This is a genomic window from Archaeoglobus neptunius, assembly GCF_016757965.1.
GTDB classification, from domain to species: Archaea; Halobacteriota; Archaeoglobi; order Archaeoglobales; family Archaeoglobaceae; genus Archaeoglobus; species Archaeoglobus neptunius.
Map to the genome: position 1 here is coordinate 96,382 of NZ_JAEKIW010000010.1, position 25,217 is coordinate 121,598.

The 25,217-nt window shown below is 46.7% G+C and carries 25 protein-coding genes and 1 pseudogene; 16 read left to right on the forward strand and 10 right to left on the reverse strand.

Going from position 1 to position 25,217, the window contains the following annotated elements; translation table 11 throughout:
• Positions 1-2 precede the first annotated feature (2 nt).
• Entirely contained in the window at positions 3-416 is a 414-nt protein-coding gene (locus JFQ59_RS08935) for an ACT domain-containing protein (protein ID WP_202320085.1), read from the forward strand.
• Positions 416-1,363 (forward strand): potassium channel family protein, encoded by a 948-nt coding sequence (locus JFQ59_RS08940; RefSeq protein ID WP_202320086.1) that lies wholly within the window; start codon positions 416-418, stop codon positions 1,361-1,363. The genes JFQ59_RS08935 and JFQ59_RS08940 overlap by 1 nt, the downstream gene beginning before the upstream one ends.
• Positions 1,364-1,365: 2 nt before the next feature.
• Here JFQ59_RS08940 and egsA read toward each other — a convergent pair whose 3' ends face one another.
• From egsA to JFQ59_RS08955, 3 genes are read right to left on the reverse strand one after another with little or no spacing between them, the layout of a single operon-like run.
• A complete protein-coding gene (gene egsA / locus JFQ59_RS08945; RefSeq protein WP_202320087.1) occupies positions 1,366-2,421 on the reverse strand; it encodes a sn-glycerol-1-phosphate dehydrogenase in 1,056 nt (351 codons plus the stop codon).
• 1 nt (position 2,422) lies between these two features.
• Entirely contained in the window at positions 2,423-3,298 is an 876-nt protein-coding gene (gene htpX / locus JFQ59_RS08950; RefSeq protein WP_202320088.1) for a zinc metalloprotease HtpX, read from the reverse strand.
• Positions 3,299-3,328: 30 nt separating this feature from the next.
• On the reverse strand, positions 3,329-3,721 hold the full coding sequence (locus JFQ59_RS08955) for a thioredoxin family protein (protein WP_202320089.1): 393 nt from the start codon (positions 3,719-3,721) through the stop codon (positions 3,329-3,331).
• 50 nt (positions 3,722-3,771) lie between these two features.
• On the opposite strand from JFQ59_RS08955, the gene cobB reads away from it, so the two are divergent.
• A complete protein-coding gene (cobB, locus tag JFQ59_RS08960) occupies positions 3,772-4,509 on the forward strand; it encodes an NAD-dependent protein deacetylase (protein WP_202320090.1) in 738 nt (245 codons plus the stop codon).
• On the opposite strand, the gene truD is transcribed toward cobB, so the two are convergent.
• Complete coding sequence (gene truD / locus JFQ59_RS08965; protein ID WP_202320091.1) at positions 4,490-5,752, reverse strand: tRNA pseudouridine(13) synthase TruD; 1,263 nt, start codon at positions 5,750-5,752, stop codon at positions 4,490-4,492. The genes cobB and truD overlap by 20 nt on opposite strands.
• A 242-nt stretch (positions 5,753-5,994) precedes the next feature.
• Here truD and JFQ59_RS08970 point away from each other — a divergent pair, with 242 nt between their 5' ends.
• The 12 genes from JFQ59_RS08970 (at position 5,995) to JFQ59_RS09025 (ending at position 18,914) form a co-directional block, all read left to right on the forward strand.
• On the forward strand, positions 5,995-7,155 hold the full coding sequence (locus JFQ59_RS08970; RefSeq protein ID WP_202320092.1) for an HD domain-containing protein: 1,161 nt from the start codon (positions 5,995-5,997) through the stop codon (positions 7,153-7,155).
• Positions 7,156-7,195: 40 nt separating this feature from the next.
• The gene (locus JFQ59_RS08975) at positions 7,196-7,876 is read left to right on the forward strand and encodes an aspartate/glutamate racemase family protein (RefSeq protein WP_202320093.1); all 681 of its coding nucleotides are present in this window, start codon (positions 7,196-7,198) and stop codon (positions 7,874-7,876) included.
• 24 nt (positions 7,877-7,900) lie between these two features.
• Positions 7,901-10,543 carry a UPF0182 family membrane protein gene (locus JFQ59_RS08980; protein ID WP_202320094.1) on the forward strand — a complete coding sequence of 881 codons (2,643 nt, stop codon included), beginning with the start codon at positions 7,901-7,903 and terminating at the stop codon, positions 10,541-10,543.
• A 45-nt stretch (positions 10,544-10,588) separates the two neighbouring features.
• Entirely contained in the window at positions 10,589-11,338 is a 750-nt protein-coding gene (locus JFQ59_RS08985) for a slipin family protein (protein ID WP_202320095.1), read from the forward strand.
• A 25-nt stretch (positions 11,339-11,363) separates the two neighbouring features.
• Positions 11,364-12,182 (forward strand): ribose-phosphate diphosphokinase, encoded by an 819-nt coding sequence (locus tag JFQ59_RS08990; protein WP_202320096.1) that lies wholly within the window; start codon positions 11,364-11,366, stop codon positions 12,180-12,182.
• Between the two features lie 36 nt (positions 12,183-12,218).
• The gene (locus tag JFQ59_RS08995; protein ID WP_202320097.1) at positions 12,219-12,647 is read left to right on the forward strand and encodes an adenylyltransferase/cytidyltransferase family protein; all 429 of its coding nucleotides are present in this window, start codon (positions 12,219-12,221) and stop codon (positions 12,645-12,647) included.
• On the forward strand, positions 12,647-13,765 hold the full coding sequence (locus JFQ59_RS09000; RefSeq protein ID WP_202320098.1) for a pyridoxal-phosphate-dependent aminotransferase family protein: 1,119 nt from the start codon (positions 12,647-12,649) through the stop codon (positions 13,763-13,765). The genes JFQ59_RS08995 and JFQ59_RS09000 overlap by 1 nt, the downstream gene beginning before the upstream one ends.
• Positions 13,762-14,223, forward strand: a complete 462-nt coding sequence (gene ribC / locus JFQ59_RS09005) for a riboflavin synthase (RefSeq protein ID WP_202320099.1) — start codon at positions 13,762-13,764, stop codon at positions 14,221-14,223. Before JFQ59_RS09000 ends, ribC begins: the two co-directional genes overlap by 4 nt.
• Before the next feature lie 49 nt (positions 14,224-14,272).
• Positions 14,273-16,042 carry a chloride channel protein gene (locus JFQ59_RS09010; protein WP_202320100.1) on the forward strand — a complete coding sequence of 590 codons (1,770 nt, stop codon included), beginning with the start codon at positions 14,273-14,275 and terminating at the stop codon, positions 16,040-16,042.
• Positions 16,039-17,472: a dihydropteroate synthase-like protein gene (locus JFQ59_RS09015; protein WP_202320101.1), complete on the forward strand. Its 1,434-nt coding sequence runs from the start codon at positions 16,039-16,041 to the stop codon at positions 17,470-17,472. Before JFQ59_RS09010 ends, JFQ59_RS09015 begins: the two co-directional genes overlap by 4 nt.
• 114 nt (positions 17,473-17,586) lie before the next feature.
• Positions 17,587-18,642 (forward strand): hypothetical protein, encoded by a 1,056-nt coding sequence (locus JFQ59_RS09020; RefSeq protein WP_202320102.1) that lies wholly within the window; start codon positions 17,587-17,589, stop codon positions 18,640-18,642.
• A gap of 5 nt (positions 18,643-18,647) precedes the next feature.
• Positions 18,648-18,914 (forward strand): hypothetical protein, encoded by a 267-nt coding sequence (locus JFQ59_RS09025; protein WP_202320103.1) that lies wholly within the window; start codon positions 18,648-18,650, stop codon positions 18,912-18,914.
• On the opposite strand, the gene JFQ59_RS09030 is transcribed toward JFQ59_RS09025, so the two are convergent.
• Both JFQ59_RS09030 and JFQ59_RS09035 read right to left on the reverse strand, forming a co-directional pair.
• Positions 18,911-19,135: a 4Fe-4S dicluster domain-containing protein gene (locus JFQ59_RS09030; protein WP_202320104.1), complete on the reverse strand. Its 225-nt coding sequence runs from the start codon at positions 19,133-19,135 to the stop codon at positions 18,911-18,913. The two genes, JFQ59_RS09025 and JFQ59_RS09030, sit on opposite strands and share 4 nt — an antisense overlap.
• A 63-nt stretch (positions 19,136-19,198) precedes the next feature.
• Positions 19,199-20,509, reverse strand: coding sequence for a hydroxymethylglutaryl-CoA reductase, degradative (locus JFQ59_RS09035; RefSeq protein WP_202320113.1), 1,311 nt, complete (start codon positions 20,507-20,509; stop codon positions 19,199-19,201).
• A 140-nt stretch (positions 20,510-20,649) separates the two neighbouring features.
• Between JFQ59_RS09035 and JFQ59_RS09040 the strand changes: the two genes are divergently transcribed.
• Positions 20,650-21,867 carry an NAD(P)/FAD-dependent oxidoreductase gene (locus JFQ59_RS09040; RefSeq protein ID WP_202320105.1) on the forward strand — a complete coding sequence of 406 codons (1,218 nt, stop codon included), beginning with the start codon at positions 20,650-20,652 and terminating at the stop codon, positions 21,865-21,867.
• Here JFQ59_RS09040 and JFQ59_RS09045 read toward each other — a convergent pair.
• The 4 genes and pseudogenes from JFQ59_RS09045 to JFQ59_RS12815 all read right to left on the reverse strand — a co-directional run.
• Positions 21,848-22,969: a hypothetical protein gene (locus tag JFQ59_RS09045; RefSeq protein ID WP_202320106.1), complete on the reverse strand. Its 1,122-nt coding sequence runs from the start codon at positions 22,967-22,969 to the stop codon at positions 21,848-21,850. The two genes, JFQ59_RS09040 and JFQ59_RS09045, sit on opposite strands and share 20 nt — an antisense overlap.
• 95 nt (positions 22,970-23,064) lie before the next feature.
• Positions 23,065-23,928, reverse strand: a complete 864-nt coding sequence (sucD, locus tag JFQ59_RS09050) for a succinate--CoA ligase subunit alpha (protein ID WP_202320107.1) — start codon at positions 23,926-23,928, stop codon at positions 23,065-23,067.
• On the reverse strand, positions 23,912-25,081 hold the full coding sequence (sucC, locus tag JFQ59_RS09055) for an ADP-forming succinate--CoA ligase subunit beta (protein WP_202320108.1): 1,170 nt from the start codon (positions 25,079-25,081) through the stop codon (positions 23,912-23,914). Before sucC ends, sucD begins: the two co-directional genes overlap by 17 nt.
• Positions 25,082-25,084: 3 nt before the next feature.
• Positions 25,085-25,217 (reverse strand): annotated as a pseudogene (locus JFQ59_RS12815) (acyl-CoA dehydrogenase); the annotation flags it as partial.

Consider the following 25,217-nt stretch of genomic DNA (forward strand, 5'->3'; position numbering starts at 1 on the left):
GTATGATCAGGCAGATTTCGGTATTTGTTGAGAACAAACCCGGGAGACTTGCGGCGGTTACAGAGGTTCTTTCAAAGAATGGAGTGAACATCAGAGCTTTCACGATCGCCGATGCTGGGGATTTCGGGATAATCAGGATGGTTGTTGATAAAACAGATGAGGCTTATAAGGCTCTGAAGGAAGCGGGATTCACAGTAAGGTTAACCAGCGTTTTGGCAGTAGAGGTGGAGGACAAGCCGGGTAGCCTGCATCGAATCGCTGAGGCCCTTGGTGATGCAGGTGTCAACATCGAATACGTTTACGCCTTCACGAGTGAGCAGCACAAGGCGCTCATAATTTTCAGGGTAAATGATGTGGAAAAGGCGAAGGAAGTTCTTGAGAGGCTTGGTGTGCTTTTCAAGGGAGAAATTAAGTAATGAAATCTCTCCGTTCACAAATTTTTAGGGTTGCAGCACTCCTTCTTGCCATTATTGTAGCCGGAACTCTGGCATATCGCATTGTTGAGGGCTGGCCCTGGTTTGACTGCCTTTACATGACCGTTATAACGATAACCACAACAGGATACGGAGAGGTCAGACCAATTGGATTGGGCGGTAGGGCAATATCGATGCTTTTGATGTTTGTGGGAGTGGGAATATTTCTCTACTCCGTAAACATTTTCATGACGGCGATTGTTGATATAAGGCTTGACAGAAGGTGGGAAAGCATGATTGAAAAAATGAAGGACCACTTCATTCTGTGCGGTTATGGCGTTATGGGCAGGGAAATTGCAAAGGAACTTCCTGCTGAGTATGTTGTCGTTGTGGACAGCGATATGAACAAGGTAAACACAGCAAGGGAAGATGGGTATGCTGCGATTCACGGCGATGCGACGGATGAAGTCACACTTGATAAGGCTGGCATTTTACGGGCAAAGGCTTTAATTTGCTGTATGAGTGATGCAAGCAACGCTTTCGCCGTTCTGACGGCAAAAGAGCTTAACCCCTCTGTCACAACAATTGCTGTGTTGAGAAGCCCGGATGCCGAGAAAAAAATGCTCAGAGTAGGTGTTGACGTTCTGCTCTCGCCCTACAGAGATGCTGCCAGGAAGATAATGAGCATAGTTTCGGACAGAGTTACAGCCGAGTTCATAGAAACTGTGATGAGCGGTACAAAGTCTCTCAATCTGGAGAAAGTGATCGTGAAAGGTGCAATGGCAGGAAAGTCTCTGAGGGAGCTGGATCTGAGGAAAAAAACGGGATGTATTGTTGTAGCCATTGTGAGAGGTGGAGACGTCCTTTTGCCCGAGGCAGAGACCGTGCTGGAAAAGGGAGATATCCTCTACATTCTCTGCTCGGGAAATGCAAAGCTGGAGATTGTGTGAGGTCAGGCAATCCCTGTTTTTGAAAGTACAAGCTCAAAATCTTCTTTTGTTGGATTCACAGCCTCGAGGATTGTGTATCTCTTTTTTCTCAGCTTCTTTGCTAGCATTAGCGCCTCCAGAATCTGATCTTTGTTCAATCCAATCTCCTTTGCTGTTGTCGGGGCGTGGACCTTTTCAAGAGAGCTTTTTATCTGCTCCCAGTCCCCTCTCCCGTAGTGCCTTTCGTGGAGAAACTCCATTATTATCGTCCCTATGGAGACCTGTTCTCCGTGAGTCCCGTTGCCATATCCAAGGTAGTCAAGGGCATGACTGAACTTATGTTCGGCCCCACTTGCAGGTCTGCTTGTTCCCACCAGGCCGATGGCAACCCCGCTCATGATAAGTCCACGCATAAGCATCAGGAGGTAAGGAGGAAGGGTCAGATCGATCTCATCCGCTTTGCTTATCATAAGCTGTGCTGGCATCACGGCTATCGATGCAGCCACCTCGTTGTAGTCCTCACCCACGAAGTCCCTTGCAAGCTGCCAGTCCTTCACGGAGGAGATATTCGAGACGAGATCACCGTATCCAGACCTCAGAAGTCTTATAGGGCAGTTTTTTATTATGTTCAGATCTGCTATCACGGCCGATGGTGGATTTGTTGAGATCGATACCGGCTTGCCGTTCTCCTTGAAACTCGCTACTGGAGATGCCACTCCGTCGTGGGATGCGGTTGTTGGTATGCTGATGAAAGATGCGTTGAGTTCTGTCGCAACAACCTTGGAAACATCCAGAACCTTCCCTCCTCCTATTCCGACAACCGTATCGTAGTCTGCAAAGCCCGATTTCAGGACGATCTTCCTGGCCTCCTCCATTTTAGCGCTCTCCACGATCATGATGTCGTATTCCCAGTCCGAAAGCTGCTCAATCAGGTTGATGACAACAAGGTTCTTCACCACTTCATCTGTTAAAAGGAGGAAATATCTGGTTTTAAGACTTCTCAGGACCTTCTGGAGTTTGGAAATCACACCTTCTCCTATATACACCTGATACGGAAGTTCTACGGTTTTGAACCTCATACTACCACCCCATTTCTTCTGCCAACCTTTCAAGTCTTTCAATCCGTTTTTCAACCGGTGGATGGGTCGAGAAGAGGGAGAGTACCGTTTTACCGCTGACGGCAGGAATTATGAAGAAGGCACTGAGCCCCTCCACTCTGGCCTTCTCCTCTTTCCCGACGAAATCCATTTTCCGGCTGATTTTCATCAGAGCAGATATGAGCGATCTCGGTTTTGATGTCAGCAGAGCACCTCCTGTATCGGCGGCATATTCCCTGTATCTGCTTAAAGCCCTGATGAGAAGGAAGCTTATCAGCCATACAAGGGATGAAACCACGAAAAGCAGAACTGCCGAACCCCCTGAATCTCTCCTGCTGCCGAACATGCCCATGAACATTGCCCATCTCATCACAAAGAAGGCGAGAGTGGAGATAACGCTTGTGAAGGTTAGAACTGCCATATCATGGTTCTTTATGTGGCTCAGCTCGTGTCCCAGTACGGCCTCCAGCTCGTCCCTGCTGAGAGTTTTCATCAATCCGGTTGTTACCGCCACGACAGCACTTCTGGCGTTTCTTCCGGTTGCAAAGGCGTTTGGCATCTCCGTGTTTATAATGGCAACTCTGGGCATTGGAAGACCCGCTCTACTGGAAAGTTCCCTGACAATCCGGTAAAGTTCCGGAGCCTCACCTTCGTCCACAATTCTGGCACCCGTGCTCAGCAGAACAATTCTGTCGGAGAGGTAGTACTGCAAAAACATGAAAAGTAAGGCGAAAAGAATGAGAAAACCGAAGTTCACACCCAACGCTGCGAGTAAGGTGAGGAAGGTGAGGTAAACTACTGCGAGTAAAAACATCGTAACCAGCATCCTGAATTTCAGTTCCCGGTCATTAATCCACATGATTTATCCACAGCACACTTGTTTATAAGGCTATTGCGAATACTGCTTTAAATATTCCATGAGTTCACCAGGCTCCACAGCAGAGAAGCAGGAAAGATTGTCCGCAAAACCAACGCAGAATACGGGAACGAAAGTTACAGGAACCGGAGGTTTCTCCTTCGCCGCATCAACGTAAACAGGAATGAAATTCTCTTTGATAAACTCCATAGCAGTCTTGTTGGAGTTGAAGAACGTCTTGAACCTCTTGCAGATGGAACAGGAATCCGTGCCTATAAAGACGAGCATTTTCTTGGCCTCCTTTTCCGAAACCGCTTTCCCCTCTGTGTAGGAGTACCACCCGGTCAACTCTACTCGCTCGCTGAATTGCGAAATGGCTATCAGGGCGATACCGGCCACAGCAATGAGAATGTATATGCTTCTCATTGTTTTCTGAGATGGGAGAAGACTTAAGAAAGTTGTGCAGAATTTGATACATGGTAAAAGATGTTGCAGAGGTGATTCTCAACTCGACTTACCTGACTGCCTTAACCGGAGCAGGGGTTTCGGCCGAAAGCAACATACCAACATTCCGGGGGAAAGATGGTCTGTGGAACAAGTACCGCCCTGAAGAACTTGCGAACCCTCAGGCATTTGCAAAAGATCCTGAAAAGGTTTGGAAGTGGTATGCCTGGAGGATGGAAAAAGTTTTCAATGCCAAACCGAACAAAGCCCATATCGCATTTGCAGAACTTGAAAAGCTCGGTATTTTGAAAGCTATTGTGACGCAAAATGTGGATGATCTGCATGAAAGGGCCGGCAGCAAAAACGTTCTGCACCTGCACGGAAGTTTGAGGGTGGTTAGGTGCACCGGTTGCGGGTTTGAATTTGAAGTTGAAGAGCCACCCGAAATACCACCCTTACCTGCTTGTGAGAGGTGCGGCTCGATTCTAAGACCAGGTGTGGTGTGGTTTGGAGAGATGCTTCCTCCAGAAGTTCTGGATAGGGCATTTATGGAGATGGAGCGATCGGATGTTGTGATAGTTGCAGGAACATCAGCCGTGGTTCAGCCTGCGGCATCACTTCCGCTTGTTGTGAAAAGAAACGGAGGTATCATTATTGAGGTAAATCCCTCCAGAACTCCGCTGAGTGAGGTGGCCGACTTCTCAATAAGGGGAAAGGCTGGTGAAGTTATGGAGGAAATTCTCAGTGAAGTCAGGAAAGCTCTGTTTTAAGGAACTCTCTGAGCAGTACCGTTGCATAGCAGCCTTTGGGAAGGTAGAACTCGAATATCTGTCCGTCGAAACTTATCCTTGAAATCTCAATCAGCATATCCGCCGCTCTGTAAGAGCCGCTGGATGAAAACTCTTTGTGGCCTGTTTTAAAACTTTCAAGGTCGAGATCATCCTGATGCAGGAACTCAAGAGCGATTCTGCTCCATCCTTTTAGCTCGGAATTGTATCCGACCAGTGGCAGAGCGAGGGAAGCAATACGCTCTTTAATCAGATATCGGACTCTCGGCAAGTTTGCGGAGACCTCGCTGCAATCACTGAATGTTGGCATAGTTTTGAACGTCAGATAGCAAGCGCTGTCCCCTTCAGTTACTTCCTTCAGTGATCCAAAACTTCTCAGCCTCTCAGACAGCAGTTTGTTGAATATGTAAGATTGATATGCGTGAACAAACATCATTTTCAGATTCTTCGGGAGAGACAGCAAAGCCCCCTCTTCAGTCTTCCCTTCCCTCAATTTTTGCAGGAGCACTCTTTCGTAGCGCAGGTATCTGGGGAGCTCTTTCAATCCGTATCTTGGATCCCTTGTTTCCCACAGTTCCCGGCGAATTTTTTGGATCTCTTCATTTTCCCCCTTGAATGGCTTGGCAACGTAAACCCAGAAAGCTTCTCTGTAATTTCCCTGTAAAATTAGTTTTCCGACCTCATGTGTTATGTATCTGACACTGCCAAACCTCTGGAGTCCAAAAAAGTTTGGTGTACCCTTTTCCTCAAGTTCCTCTTTTGTTTTTTGGAATATATCTCCATCCCCGCAACCCTGAACTCTTACTCTAAAGATATTTCCAAGAAGATCTCCGAGCTGCAACCGTCTTCTTGAATAGCCGACGACTTCTATGCCCGCATCCTTTATGACGATTCTTTCCACGTCTTCTTTTTTCACACCCTTCACCGCATAATACTGTACGGTCAGGGCCCTTTTGTCCTTGGTTCCGGCAAAACTGACCCTTTTCTGGCTTATTCCAAGGGCGTTTGACAGAACACGTGCGAAGTTGAGCGTATCCCAATTCCTCTTTTTTACCTTGAGGATCAGATAATCTCCATCTTCTGAAAGTTTTAGATCTGCAATTTCCTCGACGTAAAAATCGTCCGGATCCTCCTTTATTTTTCCGCCCATCCCGGCTGTGCGGGTGATGTACCCTTCAATTCCAACAATCTTTTCAACTTGCAGGGAATTTGATCTGTGTTCCATGACTCCTACTGCCTCCTGACGTTTCTATAACTCCTGAACTGGATTTATCACTTCCACGTTATATCTCTTACCCCGTACTCAAGAAGTTTCTGTCGAGAGTAAAATCACATCTACGTATCGGTTGCTGAGGACTTCAGCGGTATAAATCTGCAGGGCGATCAATTGTCCATCCACCGGATCGGGAAGATGTACCGGAGACACAACCGGGGGAGTATTTAATAAGCCCACACTAAATTCGATTGATGGAGAAGAGCATTCAGGATTCAATCCACGGTGTTATCAAGCTTGAAGACTGGATGATCGAGATCATCGATACCCCGCAGTTTCAGAGGTTGCGAAGAATCAAACAACTCGGCTTTGCAAACCTCGTTTATCCCGGAGCGAACCACACAAGATTCGAGCACAGTCTTGGCGTGATGCACATCACAAGACTTCTGAAGGAGAAACTGGATCTCGATGATGTCGTTGTTGTTGCCGCTCTTCTTCATGATGTTGGACACGCCCCCTTCTCCCACAGCAGCGAGAGGCTGATGAAAAAGTATGCTGGAATTGAGCATGAAAGAATATCGGCGGCTGTGAGGAATGAATTGAAGGATACTCTGAACGATCTTGGGTTTACGGTGGGGGAGATTGAGGCGATAGTTACTGGCAAGAGGAAATCAATTGTTAACGGCGACATTGATGCAGACAGAATGGATTACCTTGTCAGGGACTCCCACTACACGGGTGTTGCCTACGGTGTTTTTGATCTCTACCGTTTGATTGACAAGATAAAACTTGGTAATGGTCTGGTGGTGGAGTATGGTGGTATTAAGGCGGCAGAAAGTCTGCTGATTTCCAGATACATGATGTATCCAACAGTTTACTTCCACCATGTGTGCAGAATTGCGAGAAAAATGTACGAGAAGGCAATGGAGAGAATTATAGAGGGTGGGTTTGATGCCAAAAAACTGATGGATATGGACGATTTTGATGCCATGCAGCTTTTGAAAGAGAAAGACAGGGAATTTTATCACATGCTGGTCAATCGGAGACTGTTCAAAAGGGCTGTTTATGTTTCTAAAAATGCAGTGGATTTCAGGGAAGTTATGAGGGTCAATGAGAGAAGGGCTGAGGAGGAAATCGCCGAGGATGCAGGTGTTGATGAGAGGTACGTGATTGTTGATATCCCCCCAGTGGAGGAGATGAAGGAGTCGGAAGTCCTCGTTGAGACGGAGAGTGGTTTGAAAAGCCTTGATGAAGTTTCACCCCTTGTAAATGCGCTAAAAACGGCCTCAGTAGAAAACTGGAGACTTGGCGTTTACACAAGGAAAGAGTATATCGACAGTGTGGGAAAAGCGGCTATGGACTACTTTGGGATTAAGAGAGTTGTTCAAAAATCTCTCGATGAGATCTTTCCGTAAATGCCAGTAACCTTTATCTCTCCGTTGAAGACCATTATGTATGATAGGTCTTATAGGTGGAATGAGCTGGGAATCGACCGTAGAATACTACAGGATCATGAACGAGCTTGTGAAAGAAAAACTTGGAGGATGGCACTCTGCCAGGCTGCTTCTTTATTCTGTTGATTTTGATGAGATTGTTAAATTGCAGAAGGCTGGAGAATGGAAGAGAATGGGTGAAATTCTGGGCGAGATAGCAAAAACGCTTGAAAATGCAGGTGCCAAAGCGGTTTTAATATGCACGAACACAATGCATAAGGTTGCTGATGATGTTCAGAACAGAATTAATGTACCGCTGATAAATATAGTGGACGCTACCGCCGAGGTTTTGAAAAAAGATGGGGTTAAGAGAGCCGGACTTCTGGGGACAAAGTTCACGATGGAAGATGGTTTTTACCAGGAAAGGATGAAAAGACATGGAATTGAAATAATAATTCCGGAGAAGGAGGAAGACAGAAATGCCGTGCACAGCATAATTTTCGACGAATTATGCCTAGGCATCTTTAAGGAGGAATCAGAAAAAAGACTTAGAGATATCGTGGATGAACTTAAGAAAAGGGGGGCTGAGGGAATAATTTTGGGCTGCACAGAGCTCCCGTTAATCCTGAAAGACGATGAATTTTACGATACAACCAGAATACACGCTGAAGCTGCAGTCCAGTTTATGCTGGGTAACATTTAACTAACATGATTGGGGAAACATTGTATGCAGCAGTTACCGGTTCCACCCTATCCTCCACCCTACAAACCTCCCGAACTTAAGGTGCTCTATTTCATAGCCGGGATCATTGCGGTTACAGCTTTAGTTTCCCTTTCGGTCTACTACTATACCGAGTATCTCTGGTTCGAGTCTGTGGGGTATGGCAGCGTCTTTATAACTTATCTGAAGTACTCCATCGGATTCTTCATTCTGGTCTTTGCGATATTCATGACTTTTCTGACAGCAACGATAGTTGCTGTAAAGAAGGTAACCATGGAGTTTCTCGGTGAACCGCTGAAAATACCGCATCTCCTATCGCTGGCAATCTCACTCTTTGCTGCCTTCTCAATGCAGAGTCAGTGGAAGTCGATGCTTTTCTACATAAATTCTGCAGAATATGGAATAAAAGATCCGATATTCGGCCTGGATGCGGCGTTTTACACATTCCAGCTTCCGTTTCTCAAGATGGTTATTGGTATACTTCTTGCTGCAGCAGTCATATCCATAACAATTGCAATTTTTGCCTACATCTATGCGTTCAGATGGGTGAAGAGTTTCGATGAGTTCAAGGAGATCTTTCCCACCAGCGGCTTTGTCCATCTGGGGATAAATGTCCTGATACTTCTCTCGCTTGCTGGAGCTCTCATCTACATATCCCGATTTGAAATAGTGCACTCACAGCATGGCCTTCTGAGCGGGGCGGGTTATGTTGAGGTGAACATACTTTCTCCTGCTTTATTGCTGGTCTCAGCCCTTTCATTTGTTTCGGGGATTTCTGCGGCCTATTTGATCGCAAAGAAAAACTTTGAAATGGTGTTTTATGTTATTGTTCTGTTTGTAGCAATCTCCATTCTTGCAGCAGTAATCGTTCCGTTTGCCGTGCAGAAGCTTCAGGTTGAGCCGTCGGAGTTAAGCTATGAAAGCAGGTATCTTGAATACAGCATAAATTACACCCTTTATGCCTATGGTTTGCAGAACGTGGAGTACAGATTTTTTAAATACAGTCCAACTCTGAACTACACTGATGTTCTCAAGGCTAAGGCGACGATAGACAACATCAGGGTATGGGATCACAGACCGATAAGGGACGTATTCAGACAGCTACAGCAGATAAGAACCTACTATTTTATCAACGATGTGGATGTGGACAGATACTGGATTAACGGGAATTACACTCAGCTAATGCTTGCTGCGAGGGAGCTTTCAACGGACCTTCTCCCTTCAAGAGCACAGACCTGGTTGAACAAACATCTCATCTACACTCATGGATACGGGATCGTTGCCTCACCCGTCAATGCGGTTTCAGCAGAAGGACTTCCGGAAATGGTACTCTATGATATCCCGCCGAGGGGAGAAATCAAAATTAAGAGGCCTGAAATATACTACGGGGAGCTCACGGATGATTATGTTGTTGTGAATACTCTTCAGCAGGAATTTGACTATCCCGTTGGCAACAAAAACTACTTCACCAAGTATTCAGGTGATGGTGGCGTTAAGCTTGATTACATGAGGAGAGTTCTCTACTCATTCAGATTCGCTGACATCAATCTCATTTTGAGCGAGTACATAACCGACGAGAGCAGATTAATGATGCACCGTGACATTATTGAGAGAGTTAACACGATAATGCCATTCCTTACCTATGACAGTGACCCATATGTTGCGGTCATCAATGGCCAGATTTACTGGATAATCGATGCATACTCTCTTGTGGACAGATTTCCGTATTCGGCTGAGATTGGAAGGTACAACTACATGCAAAATCCTGTTAAAGTGTTTATAAATGCCTACAATGGTAGTGTCAAGTTTTACATCGTCAAGGAGGATGCTTACGTCAAAACTCTTGAAAAAGCCCTTCCGGGCGTCTTTATAAAAGAAATGCCAGAAGAGTTCAAAAAGCACATAAGATATCCACGTGACTTCTTCAAGATTCAGGCCTATATCTACTCCACATATCACATGAAGGATGTTACGGCCTTCTACAACAGGGAAGACGTTTGGGATGTTCCAACGGAGAAGTTTGAGGATGATGTCATAAAGGTCGAGCCGTACTACGTGACGCTGGCAATAGAGAACAAACCGGAATTCATACTTATGGTACCGTTCACTCCCAAGAACAGGGACAACATGATTGCGTGGATGGCGGCGAGATGTGATGATAAGTACGGCGAACTTATAATTTATGAGTTCCCCAAGGGAGAACTGATATACGGTCCGATGCAAATTGAAGCAAGGATTGATCAGGATGCAGAACTTTCGAAGCTTTTTACACTGTGGAATCAGGCCGGATCGAGGGTAATCAGAGGAAATCTGCTCGTTATACCTCTCAATAACTCCATTCTGTATGTCGAGCCGATCTACCTGAGAGGCGAGTCCACGAAAATACCCGAACTCAGGGGAGTTGTAGCAGTGCATAACGATGAGCTGAGAATGGGTTCCACAATTTACGATGCGCTCGAAATGATCTTTGGCAAGAAGTCTGAGGTCGTGGAGAAACCCAAGGAGAAAGCAGGTACTGCAGAAGAGAAATTAGGTCTGCTGAAAGAATACTACTCGAAACTGATGGAGGCCATGAAAAATGGTGACTGGAAGACCTTTGGAGAGATGCTGAACAGGATCGGGGAGGTGCTCGGATACAGCAAACAATAATTTTTTTGTAGAAAGATTTATTAGTCTATTGTTAATTTTTGTCCCATGGAGTGGTACTGGATTGGTCTGGCAGTAGTTGTGATACTGTTCTTGGTTTCGTCGATCAGAGTGGTGAAGGAGTACGAGAGAGGAGTTGTCTTCAGACTCGGAAGACTCGTCGGTGCGAGGGGGCCGGGATTGTTCTTCGTTATTCCTATATTGGAAAACATGCAGATAGTCGATTTGAGAACTGTAACATACGATGTACCCTCTCAGGAGGTTGTTACGAGAGATAATGTGACCGTCAAGGTTAATGCTGTGGTTTATTATCGTGTCGTCGATCCAAACAAGGCGATAACCGAGGTTTTTGACTATCAATACGCAACAGCCCAGCTTGCCCAGACGACCCTGAGAAGCATAATCGGACAGGCAGAGCTGGATGAAGTCCTTTCAGAGAGAGAAAAATTGAATTTGAAGCTTCAGCAAATAATTGATGAAGAAACAAACCCGTGGGGAATAAAGGTCACTGCAGTTGAGATTAAGGATGTCGAGTTACCGGAGGACATGCAGAGAATAATGGCCATGCAGGCGGAGGCGGAGAGAGAAAGGAGAGCAAAGATAATCAGGGCTGAGGGAGAGCATCAGGCTGCGATGAAATTAAAGGAGGCGGCCGATATTCTGGCTCAGAGCGAAGGTGCAATACTGCTGAGATATCTGCAAACCCTGAATGAAATAGCAACAGAAGAGAACACCACCATCGTCATGCCTGTGCCTGTTGAACTGCTTAAATTCTTTGTTGAGAAGGCTAAAAGTTAAATAGTCCTGCCACTTTTTTTATTTCATGAAAATAATTCCCTGCCCGTCTTCTCCATTACTGGCGAGGAGAATCAGCGAGACAACAGGAACTGAAATTGCTGACGTCACGTTCAAAAGGTTTCCCGATGGAGAACTTTATGTGAGGGTAGAAGGCTGCAGAGAAGGAGTAATTGTCGGGAGCATAACCACAAATGATGACCTGATCGCAATTGCGTTTTTGCTTGATGCGCTGGATGATGCAAGGATTGTTGTTCCATACATGGGTTATGCGAGGCAGGACAGGGTGTTTAAAGAGGGAGAGGCTGTTAGTATAAGAGTTGTGGCGAACATTCTGGAAAGGAAAGCCAGGGAAATTGTAACGGTTAACATCCACAGCAAACAGGCTGCATCACACTTCAGGAAGTTAAAGGACCTGGATGCAATGCCTGTAATTGGAAAGCATTTTTCGGACAGAGACGTCCTCATGATTTCTCCCGATAAGGGATCAGTTGAAAGGGTTAAAGTTGCAGCATCCCATGCCAACTGCGACTGGGATTATCTCGAAAAAACGAGGATTGATGAGGCGACGGTTGAAATAGCTCCGAAGAATCTGGACGTTGAAGGCAGGGATGTTGTTATCGTTGATGATATCATATCAACTGGTGGTACGGTTATCGAAGCTGCGAAAAAACTGTACGAACTCGGGGCGAAGAGCGTTTCAGCCACCTGTGTTCACGCAGTTCTGGCAGGAAATGCAGCATTAAGGCTTTTCAATGCAGGAATCAGAGATATAATAGCCACCGACACGATTGAATGTGCGTTCAGCAAAATCAGTGTTGCCGGTATTATAGGGGAGGCACTTTAGAAAACCCTTTTATGCATAGCTGAATTTGGGTGGGAGATGAAAAGAAGGGTCGTGGCTACGGGGACATTTGACATAATTCATCCGGGGCACATTACCTTTCTCAGGGAGGCCAAGAAGCTGGGGGACGAGCTGATTGTCATAGTTGCACGGGAGAAAAACGTGAAACACAAACCAAAGCCGGTAGTCCCGGAAGAGCAGAGAAGAAGGGTAGTTGAGGCTATAAAGTACGTTGATAGGGCAATTCTGGGCGATGAGAATGACATGTTCAGGCCAATAATGGAGCTGAAGCCTGATGTGATTGTTCTGGGCCACGACCAGCATTTTGATGAAAAATGGCTTGTGGATGAATTGAAAAAGAGAAATCTGAATTGTGAGGTCGTTAGGATAAAGGTAAGGGAGGATTGCGAGTTTTGCAGCTCTCACAGAATAATTGAAAGAGTTTTGGAAAAATACGGAGGGAGATAATGTTGTTGATGATTCCAGGTCCGGTACAGCTTCACGAGAGAATAATACGGGCGATGGCAAGGCAGATGATCGGCCACAGAACCGCTGACTTCAGTGAAGTAATGTCATTCTGTGTTGACGTTCTTAGAGAAGTTTTCCAAACGAAAGGAGACATATGTCTGATTTCAGGCTCCGGTACAGCGGGGATGGAGGCGGCAATAGCCTCTTTCAGCAATGTGAGGAAGATGGCCACAATTGAAAACGGAAAGTTTGGCGAAAGACTCGGGGAGATTGCCTCCCGATATACAGAGGTGGAAAGGCTGCAGTTTTCGTGGGGAGAGTCTGTTGATCTCGATGCTGTGAGGAATGCTTTTGATAATGGTTGCGAGGCGGTTGCCTTTGTCCACAACGAAACATCAACCGGAATTCTGAACCCCGCAAAGGAGATTGCATCGATCGCAAAGGAATATGATGGTCTGGTGATAATGGATGCCATAACCTCCGCCGGTGGGGATTACGTCAGGATGGACGAATGGGGGGTTGATGTTGCAATAGTTGGCAGCCAGAAATGTCTCGGCGCCCCGCCAGGTCTTGCGGCAGTGGCGGTTGGAGAAAAGGCATGGGAGTTTTACAATGAGAGGTGCCCGTACTATCTAGATCTGGCGGCGTACAGGAAAAAGCTGAAGGACATGCAAACTCCCTATACGCCGGCTGTGCCATTATTCTTCGCTCTGGCAGAGGCTCTTGAGATTATAAGGGAAGAGGGGCTTGAGAACAGGATCCAGAGGCACCGCATCCTGAGTTCGGCTGTAAGGAAATGGGCTGTGGAGGCAGGACTTGAACTGTTCCCGAATCTCAACGAGTACTCCAGTTACTCAAACACGGTCACTGCAATAAAGATGCCCGATGGTATAACTGACAGTGAGCTGAGGGGTACGCTGAAGAAGGAGTACGGTATATTGATCAGCGGTGGCCAGGGTGAGCTGAAAGGGAGGATATTCCGCATCGGGACAATGGGGAATGTTGGAAAAATGGAGACGATAACGACACTTGCGGCTCTTGAAGATATTCTCAGAAGAAAGAACATCATAAACCCTGCCCTTGAATATGCTCAAATACTTCTGAGGGACCTGCGATGAAGATCGGCATTGTTGATACTACCTTTTCCAGAATAAATATGGGAAAAATTGCAATTGATGAACTCAGGAGGATAAGCAGCATTCCTTACGAGAGGTATACCGTACCGGGTATAAAGGATTTGCCGGTGGCAGCCAAGAAGATGATAGAGGAAAGAAACTGCGATCTGGTGATTACACTTGGATGGGTTGGGGGAACGCAGAAGGATATGTTCAGCTACATTGTTTTAAGCATGGGACTTGTTATGGTTCAGCTCCTCACAAACAGACACATTATAGATGTAACAGTTCACGAGGATGAGGCGGAGAGTGAAGAAGAGCTTTTGAAGGTAGCTGAGAACAGGGTGAGAGAACACGTCAGAAATGCGGTAGACCTGCTTGTCAACCCCAAAAGACTTCAGAGGATGGCAGGCACAGGTCAGAGACAGGGCTATCCTGATGCAGGCCCGATCATGAAATGATTTTTTTCCATAGTAAACTATTTTATCCGGGAGAAGTGTTTACTGACTCGTGGATTTGAGGGCACCGCTGAGTTCAAAGTATCTTGTTATACTCGCATCGGTTGTTGGAGTTATATCAGGCTTAGGTGCCTTTATCTTCTATTTTCTGCTGGATCTGTTCACAAAATTCTTTCTTTCTGGGTTGGACAACTACACACCACCGCTGGCAGGTGGAGAGATAGAAGTCGTGAAGGTTAATTTTCATCTGGGCGTGGTGCCCCTTCCGATAGTTGTGGCACTTGGAGGGTTACTGAGCGGGTACATAGTCTATACCTTTGCACCGGAAACTGAAGGTCACGGAACGGATGCGGTTATCAGATCCTTCCACAGGGCGAGAGGTTATATTCGAGCAAGAGTGCCCATTGTCAAAACAGTTGCATCGGCGATAACGATAGGAAGTGGCGGAAGTGCAGGTAGAGAAGGCCCTATCGCTCAAATTGGAGCTGGTTTTGGATCTTTTCTGGCAGATTTGCTGAAACTCGCAGACAGAGATAGAAGAATCCTGGTCGTATGCGGAGTTTCAGGAGGGATAGGAAGCATATTCAGAAGTCCATTTGGAGGAGCCATGTTCGGAATCGAGGTTCTTTACAGGAGGGATAATGAGGTAGAGGCTATAATTCCAGCTTTTGTCTCTTCAATAGTTGCGTTCATAATTTTTGAGATGATGATGAGCTATGTCGCCAACACGCCATTTGGAGTGCAGACCATTTTCAGAATACGTCCGGTTGCAATTCATTCTCCGCTTGAATTTCCGATATATGCAGCAGTTTCAGTCCTCACTGCAGCCCTGGGCATTTTTTACATCAGGGTTTTCTATGGGGTTCATGAATTATTCAAAAGTCTCAAAATCAATCCGATTTTCAAGCCAGCCATTGGTGGCTTTTTTACAGGAGTAATAGGGCTGTTTCTACCCGGTGTGCTTGGAATGGGTTACGGTTACGTTCAAATGGCGATTGATGGGGAATTAACGTTGACGGTGATATTGCTGCTGATTTTCGGCAGGATAATAACAACATCCCTGACGGTAGGTTCTGGAGGGAGTGGAGGTGTTTTTGCTCCCTCGATAGTGATTGGGAGCATGATCGGTGCGTTTGTTGGATATCTCTTCCATCAGGCATTCCCCGGCATAGTCATACAGCCAGAAGCTTTCGTGCTTGTCGGGATGTCTGCGTTTGTTGCAGGAGTTGCAAAAACACCCATTGCAGCAATTTTAATGGTTCTCGAGATGTGCGGAGGATACACTCTCCTGCCTGCGTTGATGATCGCCGCTACCCTGTCCTACTACATGACTGGAGATTACTCCATCTACTCAGAGCAGGTGGCCAACAGAGCAGCAAGTCCCGCCCATAGAATGGAGATGTCTGTTGATGTACTCGTGAATGTTAATGTCGGAGATGCCATGGTTCCTGTCGAAAAGCTTGTAACTGTCTCTCCATATCAGAAGGTCAGTGAGGTGCTCGGGTTAATAGAGAAAACCGGCCACATTGGATTTCCAGTCGTGAGAGAGGGAAAGCTTGTTGGGATAGTAACCTTTGAAGACGTGGAGAGGGTTCCCATTGAGGAGAGGGATCAGAAGGTTGTGAGGGATATAATGTCCAGAGACCTGATTGTTACATATCCCGATGAGACACTGGAGGATGCTCTGATAAAACTCGTTCAGAAGGGAATAGGCAGACTTCCGGTTGTTGATAGGAATGATGAGAGAAAACTTTTAGGCATGGTGACGAGAAGTGATATAATAAAGGCACATGCCAGAGAGGTGGCGAGGCTGGCGAAATGAAGATTCTTCTCGTCACGGGGAGGCTCGCGGAGGAAATGGTCAGGAAATATGGAAAAGGTGCAGACGTTTACGTTTGCGATATAGATGTGGCCGCTTTTATAACACCATCCCTTCTTGAAGATGTGGATCTGACAGGTTATGATCTGGTTCTCGTTCCCGGACTGACCTATACCTGTGACTGGGGGAGCTTTGAAAAGAAGAAACGTGTCAGGGTCAGGCTTGGTCCGATTCACGCCTATGACCTGCAGCACGTTCTCAGGATTGCTGGAAGGATCGAACTCTCTCACAAAATACCGGCATGCAGGTTAATTGAGTCGGTAAAGGTAGAGGAAGTTTTGAAAGCTGTTGATGCTCTTGAAAAAGATTTCAGATTCAGAATAGGGGATGTTGCGGTTGGTGGAAATAGCAGAATGAAGGTGGTTGCTGAAATTGCAAGATTCAGCGGAAAGGAAGATTTGAAAGCCATGATAGATCACTATACAGAAAGCGGTGCGGACATAATCGATATTGGCGTTCCGCTTGAGTTCGATACGGAATGGCTGTCTAAAATGATAAAGACTGCTGTCGATCATTCCAAACTTCCCCTGAGCGTTGATACATTCAGCAAAAAGGCCATTGAAATCGCCGTGAGGCATGGAGTTGATATGATAATGAGCGTATCTCGAGAAAATCTGGATGCTCTTGATTTAATCGAAAATCAGGCTGTGGTTGTTGTTGATAGGGATGTGGAGAGGTTGTTTAAATTGCTTGACATTGCTGGCCGTAAGGTTGAGAAGGTGATTGCAGATCCGGTTCTGGATCCGCCTCTGAGGGTTGCTGAGTCCATTATCCGGTATGCCCGGTTCAGGGAAATGGATGATGTAACTCCCGTCCTTTTCGGTGTGGGCAATGTTACCGAGCTTGCAGATGCTGATTCCATCGGGATGAATGCCGTTCTGGCATTTATTGCCGAGGAGCTTGGATGCAACCTCCTTTTTACAACAGAGGCGAGCGTCAAAACTTATGGGAGCGTTAGAGAACTTAAAATAGCGTCGTACTTGGCCAAGGCTGCAAAAATAAGAAACTCACCGCCCAAAGACGTGGGATTGAGTTTGCTTGCCTTGAAGGAAAAAATGAGGTACGATACGACCGTCAATCTGGGTGAAAAGGTAGTCAGGGCTGAGGAAAGTGGAGAATTCGTGAGAGACCCACTTGGAGATTTCATAATCCAGGTTGCTGATGGTGAGATAGTCTGCATGCATGAGAAGCTCACTGTTGTTGGCAAAAAGGCGAAGGAGATTGCCGATACTGTTTTGAGGTACAACCTACTTTCGAGACTGGACCATGCAGCATATCTCGGCAGGGAGCTCATGAAGGCTGAAATTGCAGCACTTCTTAGAAAGAGTTATATTCAGGACAGAGACCTGAATTTCGGTTTTTACTCAAAATAAAGCGTTGTAAAGTTTTGTAAAGTTTTAGAAAGTATTTCAGGCGAGTTTCAGAGTTCCACTGCGAAAGTTTCCTTATATGTTATGACCACCAAAATCCGTTTGGAGGTGAGCCGGATGAGGAGGACGGCAGTGGCGGTGCTGGTGCTGATGTGCCTTGCAGTCCTTACCTCGACTGCATCTGCGGTTGGGATGGGCGATAAGATATCAAAGTCAAAGGAGTGGACGGAACAGCAGAAATGGGCTGAGCAGGAAAAATTCAGGAAGGCGAGAGAATGGTTCAACGAAACCAGAAAAAAGGTTGAGGAGGTTAGAAAGCAGGCGAGAGAAAAAAGGTTTGAGGCCTGGAAGAAGCATCTCACAGCCTGGGTTGAGATGGCGAAAAGATGGGTTGAGAGAGTGGAGAACAGAGTTGAATATCTCAGACTCAATGAGGAGAGCAAGGATAGATTGATCGACAGGCTTGAGAATATATCAGCAAAACTTGACGTGATTGAAAAGGATATAGACAGTGCGCAGAATTACACGGAGCTGAGAATGGTTGCATCCGAAATAAGGGGAATGTGGATGGAACTGAGACATGAAATGAGGGTTGCGGTGCACAACTATGTGCTGGACAAGTACAGCGAAATTCTTGAGAGGCTAAAGCAGGTCAGTGACAGGCTGGAGGCTGCAGGTGCCAATGTGACAGAACTGAACGAAAAGATAAGCGAAATTGAAGATGCGGTTAACGATCTGAAAAATTACGTGGGTACACCTGAGTTTTCCCAGAAGGTGAGGGAGATCAATGAAATGTTCAGGGAAGCATTCAAAATCGTCAAGGAGCTTGCAAGAGAGGTGAGACCTGAATACCAGCATGGATTCGTATATGCACATGTGAGCGGATCCTTTGAACTCAGCGGAAACTTCAGCTCGGTTCAGATTAAGGGGGAGGGAAACGTGACCCTGCCAGAGGACGTGATAGTTACGAAGGTTGACAAACCGGGAGTGAGGATAATTGTGGCGAGGGGGAACTTCACCGCCAGTGGAGATGGGGAGTTCAGGATCCTTGCTCAGGGAACGGGAGTACTGAAGCTCAACGGAGAGGGTTATTACAGGGTTAAGAAGACTCCAACAGGTCCGGTAAGCGAGGAAATTGAATTTGAGGGCAATGAAACGGTTACTTTCGGGTGATTGAAATGAATCTCAAGGCAGCGGCCGTGGTTTTTCTCATGGTAGCACTGCTCTTTGCAGGGTGTCAGGGTAAAACAGGAAAAACAGGAAAAACTGGTGTTCAGCCAACAACGCCTGCTCAGCCAACAACACCATCATTACCCACGGATTCAGGTCAGAATCCGGGTCAGATGGATAATAATGAGGATTTAAATGTCACTAAAGACCTGCAGGACCTCGAACAGCTTCTGCAGGAGCTTGACAGTCTAGACAACGTGCAGTTTAACGTTTAAGCTTCAACCACCCTGACACACCCGGTTGGACAGATTTTTTCACATTTTTTGCATCCGACGCATTTCTCCTGATTCTCCGGAAATGGGATCAGTCTCTTGAACCTTTTACCGAGAAATCTGAATTCAACTTCCTTCCATGTCCACACTCCATTACTGCAGACTGCAACACACTCTCCAGCACCACCACATCTCCTGGCATCGAAATCAACCCTGAACTTCATGTTCAGAGAGATTGAAAATTGAATAAAAGGTGAGGGAGATTTTGATAGATTTGGTAAAAACCGCTATCTTATTCTCTCCAGAACTTCTTTGGCGTAGTCCAGCCTTATCTTTCTGTCTCTCACCATTATCTCTACTACCCTGTCAACCTCCTCGCCAACAGCTCCTGCCATTATGGCAAGGTTTCTGGCATGCAGCTCCATATGTCCCCGTTGTATTCCTTCCGTCGCCAGAGCTCTCAGAGCTGCAAAATTCTGTGCAAGTCCCAGTGCTGCCGCAACCCTTGCCAGTTCCTCAGCACTCTCTACACCGAGTATTTTCAGGCAGGCCTTTGCAATGGGGTTGACCTTGGTTGCACCGCCAATAATTCCAGCAGCCATTGGCACCTCTATTGTACCAACAAGATTGCCCTTGCCATCCACTTCGTATGTGGTGAGCGGTCTGTAACCGCCAATTGAAGCGTAGCTGTGGGCTCCCGCCTCAACAGCTCTGAAGTCATTTCCGGTTGCGATCATGAGGGCGGAGATACCGTTCATTATTCCCTTGTTGTGCGTGGCGCATCTGTAGGGGTCGGCAGCAGCAAAAGCATATGCGAGCATTATGCCCTCAACAACCTCCTCGCCACCTATAACATCCTTTGCAAAAACGGCCTTTGCCCTGGCGAGTCTGTATGAGGCGAGATTGGATATGATTCTCAGGTAGACCTTGCCTCCCGTGATTCTCTCGATAAAGGGGGCCAGACTCTCACACATCGTATTGACCGCATTTGCGCCCATGGCGTCCTTGACATCCACCACAAGATGGACTATCAGCATCTTACCCATCATCGTGTCTATGATTCTGGCCTCAACGTCCTTGCAACCGCCTCCAAGGCTTACCAGCATTGGATCGCACTCATTGGCCTTCTCGATTATTTCATCCCTGTGTCTCAGAACCTCAAACCTTGCAGAATTTGGGTCTGTAAGCTTTGTCACCTGGATCTGGCCTATCATCACTGAACCCGTGTAATCGGTGATGAATCCACCACTCTCCCTTGCCATCCTTGCAGCATTGCTAGCGGCAGCAACAACACTCGGCTCTTCTATTGCCATCGGAATCAGGTAGTCCTTACCATCAATCAGAAAGTTCGTGGCGATACCCAGCGGAAGTTCAAACGTGCCTATAACGTTTTCAATCATTCTGTCTGCCACATCCAGTGGCAATCCTCGTGAGAATATGGTTTTAGTCTCTTCGTCCGTTAACTTTGCAAATTCAGCGACCTTTTTCAGTCTTTCATTGACACTGAGCTTGTAGAACCCGGGAATTCGTGAGTTCATGAATGCTGTAATCTTCCCTGATTTATAATGCCTTCGGTGCTTAACTCTGAAAACGTAAATGGCAAAATCGGCCTGACGATTTCCGGCATAGCCGTGTTATCTGGGTGTCAGAAGGATGAAACAGCATGAAAGCTGCCGGGCCTAGGACCTTAACCTGACTGTCCACCAACCTTTAAAAACTTCCGTGATAATGCAGAACGATGAAAATTGCAGTCGTCGGTGCAGGACTCACAGGGCTCAAAGCAGCGAGAGAGTTGAGAGAGTACGCAAGGGTCAGGGTTTTCGAGCCCGGTGAACTGGGAGGGCTTGCGGCCTCATTTGGTGACAGCTTCAGAATAGAGAAGTACTATCACCACTGTTTCAGGTACGATGAATATCTGCTCAGGGAGATAAAGGAGCTCGGGCTTGGATCAAAACTGGTCTGGAAGGTTGCAAAGACGGGGTTTGCGGTGGACGGCAAGATTTATCCACTCAACACGCCCTTCGAAATCCTTCACTATCCATATCTCAGCTTCAGGGATAAGGTCAGGCTTGCAAGATTCACGCTGAAAAGCCGGAAGATGAACTACGAGAATTACGATGATATGGGGGTTATAGAGGGTATCAGGAAAGAGCTGGGGGATGAACTGCTTGAAAAATTTTTCATGCCTTTGCTCAGGTCCAAATTTGGAGAGAATTCTGAAAAGGTGAGTTTTGCATGGTTGCTTGGAAGAGTGGCGATAAGAAGTAACAGAAAGTACTCGGGAGAGGAAATAGGATATATCAGGCACGGATTCCACCAGCTTGTTGAAAGAATGGCTGAAGGGATTGAGATCGTTCCTGAAAGGGCGAAGATAAGAAGAGGCGCAAAGTGGGAGGTCAATGGAGAGGAGTTTGATGCTGTTATCTTCACAGCACCACTACCGGAGCTTGGAGGCCTCGGAGATGCACTAGGAATTGCGCGGATTGAATATCAGAGTTCTGTGTGTGCTCTTGTTGCATCCGAAAGCACTTTAACGGAAGAAATTTACTGGACGAATATTGCGGATAAAATGAGCTTTGGGGCAGTAATTGAACACACCAACTTCATGCCACTGGAGGATTATGGAACTCATCTCTTGTATCTGGCGAGCTACTCAACACCTGATGGAAGGCTTTTCAACATGACTACGGAGGAGATATCCAGGCTCTTTCTCTCGGATTTGAGCAAACTGGGGATGAATGTGGAGGATGTAAAATGGATAGAGGTTTTTAAGGCAAAGTACAGCGGACCGATATACGAAAAAGGATATGCAAGGAAGATAACCCCGTATAAAGTTGCTGATGGCTTCTATATAGCCGGCATGACATCAAAACCCAACTATCCTGAGAGAAGCATGAATGGCAGTATAAGAGCCGGTTATGAGGTGGCAAATGAGGTCAAAAAAGATCTTTTATGACTTTTTCTGCCAGCATTGCCAGCCTTACTCTGGCGTACTCCGGAAATTTCTCACTCAGGATTATTTTCGAACCATCAATCCTGCAAACCCCGGCCTTTTCGGCAGTGGCAAGATGCATCTGTGCCTGGCCGAGAATGGGGTGAACATCAGCGTGGGTGAGGGGATAGGTCACTGCAAGGAATTCACCGGTCACGTCTCTTGATATTTCATGGTGGCTGAACTTAAGCAGTGCCTCCACAGCCTCTCTTGCCACCCGATATTCTTCTCCCATTTCGTGGCCGTAGGGGCTGTAGGTTTTTATCTTGAAGGCAAGACCCATCCTGTTTAGCTTTTTAACAAGCTTAACGGCCTCCTCGTTGAGTACCGAGTTAACAAGGAAATTACAGAACAACGCCTTCGGATGACCGTCACCCACATTCAAATCTTCAACCGGAAGTTTTTTCATAAAAACCAGTAGGGACTTTAAACTGCAGTCTTCAGGCATGTCAAACCGCTCCTTTACCCTCAGAGTTTGGGAAATTCCGAGAGCTATTACGTAGCTGAGTTTGCATGCCATTTCATTAAGTTTCTTTTCTGCTCTGAGAATTCTTCTTCCAACAATCTTTTTTGCGGCAATGTAACCGTCATGAGTCAGTGACAGGAACATCTCCGGCTTCAGTTTTGGCTTGGAGGATGAGACCGCAAATCCGAGCCTTTTAAGATCTGCAAGGGTTATTTCGAGCGGTCTATATCGGATATCCTTTTCATACACCTCTCCAGCTATGTACAAATAAGCAAGAGCATCTTCAATCGCCTTAACGTACGACGATGGGTTATCCAGCTTCTCTTCCTCCATTTCAGGCATCTCCACTCCAAAATGCCTGCAGAAATCTTCCAGGGAGATGCAACCTTCGCAATCACCAATGATGTATATGTCGCGGAAGGGGTATGAAAGCAACCTCTCCACGCAGGATTCGTAGCTTCCTGCATATATGTCGATACCGATTCTTTTCCGGGGGATGAAGAGGTCCACCCATCCAAGAGGCACCCTGAAAGGGGACAGAACTCTGTATCCGACCCTCCTCAGTTCGTCTGCAATCCGCTCTCTCAATGAAAGGTACATGGAAGCGGTTTGAAACTGGATTAATTTGCTTTCCGGTGGGAGTTCTGAACTCATGGCTGTCAACGTACGGCAGTCCGCATGTTGCCCCCCAAAAATTAGAGAATTTTTTGAACCTCTTTTACAATGTCAAGGAGAGTTTCAGCAACAGTCGCACCAGCTTCCCGCAATGCCTGAATCTTTGCATCGGCCGTTCCTGATGTCCCCTCTATTATGGCCCCTGCATGGCCCATTCTCTTGCCCGGTGGGGCTGTTCTGCCGGCTATGAAAGCTATTACGGGCTTTGACATATTTTCTATGAACTTCGCAGCTTCCTCTTCTGCCGTTCCACCAATCTCGCCAATAAGCAGTACTGCCTCCGTTTCAGAATCTTCCTCGAACATCTTCAGAACATCGACAAAACTCAGGCCGGGCATCGGGTCTCCACCTATCCCAACGACCGTTGACTGTCCTATCCCTGCTCTCGTTAGGTTCTCGCAGACCTGATAGGTCAGGGTTCCGCTCCTCGAAACAACTCCCAGTCTTCCCGGGGTGAAGCTGTTATCGGGAAGCAATCCGACCTTGGATTTGCCCGGACTTATCACTCCCGGACAGTTCGGACCAAGAAGCATGGATTTCACTTCTCTGAGCCTTCTGTGGATTCTCATCTCGTCGTAAAGCGGGATACCTTCAGTAACACACACGACGAGGTCCAGCCCTGCATCGAATGCCTCGAATATTGCGTCTGTGGCAAAGGTGGCAGGAACGTAGATTATTGATGTGTTCGCACCCGTTTTTTTCACAGCATCCTCAACCGTGTTGAAAACCGGAACTCCATGAACCTCCATTCCAGCCTTTCCGGGTGTAACACCTGCTACGACTTTCGTTCCGTACTCGAGCATCCTTTTGGTCTGAAAACTCCCCTGAAATCCGGTTATACCCTGAACAACAACCTTTGTGTTCTCATTAACAAGAATGGCCATGAAATCCCCCCACAATCTCAACTGCCTTTTTCGCACCTTCCTCAATCGAGTCCACAAAGTGTATCTCAACTCCCGATTTTGTGGTGTAATCCTCCAGTATCTTTCTCCCCAGTTCCTCGTTGGTCCCGACGAGCTTTATGACCAGCGGAACTTTTCTTCCACCTTCCTCAAGGGCCTTCACTATGCCTTCTGCAACCTTTTCACACCTCGTGATTTCGGCATAGATGTTTATGAACACGGTTCTTACATTGGGATCTTTCAGCACGTGCAGCAGACAGTTCTTCATTTTCTCGGGATCTGCCAAACCTCCTCCTGTGTCAAGGAAGTTTGCCGGTTTTCCACCCATCAGATGAATTATATCCATCGTGGCCATTGCCAGTCCGGCACCATTTGCTATAACCCCAATCTCGCCTCCGAGTCTCACGTAGTTAAGCCCCCTTATCCTCGCCTCCCTTTCGAGCGGGTCAACCTCTGTTGCCTCCCTCATTTCAGCCAGCTCTGGATGCCTGAAAATGGCGTTATCGTCAATGTTCAGTCTTGCATCTGCGGCTATAAGGCCTTCAGGAGTGAGAACGAGTGGATTTATCTCGGTCAGCTCGGCTTCATATCTGAAGGCGATGTCAGCCAGGATTTTGAGTATCCTGAACATCTGCTTGAACTCATCTCCCTCGAAACCCGCATCAAACAGAGACTTCCTCAGTTCGTAGTCCTGCAAACCCCACAGTGGGTCAAAATAGACTTTGTGGATGCTGTCGGGGTATTTCGCTGCAATCTCCTCGATATCCATTCCGCCCATTCTGCTGAAAATAAGGGTCGGAAGCTTTCTGGACTTATCAACGACGTATCCTGCGTAGTACTCTTTCTTTATTTCTAACTGCTCTTCCACGAGAACTTTCTCAACTTTGTGTCCTTTAATATCACTACCAAGCAGTTTGGCAGCAATTTCTTTCGCTTCTTCCGGACTTTCAGCCTTCTTAACACCACCAGCCTTTCCTCTACCACCCACCAGAACCTGTGCCTTGACAACGACTTTATTCCCGAGCTCTCTTGCAATCTTTTCTACTTCTTCTGGTGTTTGAGCAATGGCCGATTTTGGAACCTTTATGCCATGCATAGAAAAAATTTGTTTGGCCTGGTACTCGTGGAGTCTCATACCTCATAACTCCCTCCTGAACGCCTGCAATCCGGTTATCGCTCTGCCGAGTATCAGCGTGTGGATGTCATCCGTCCCCTCGTACGTATAAACGCTCTCAATGTTCGCCATGTGTCTTATCGGCGAATAATCAAGG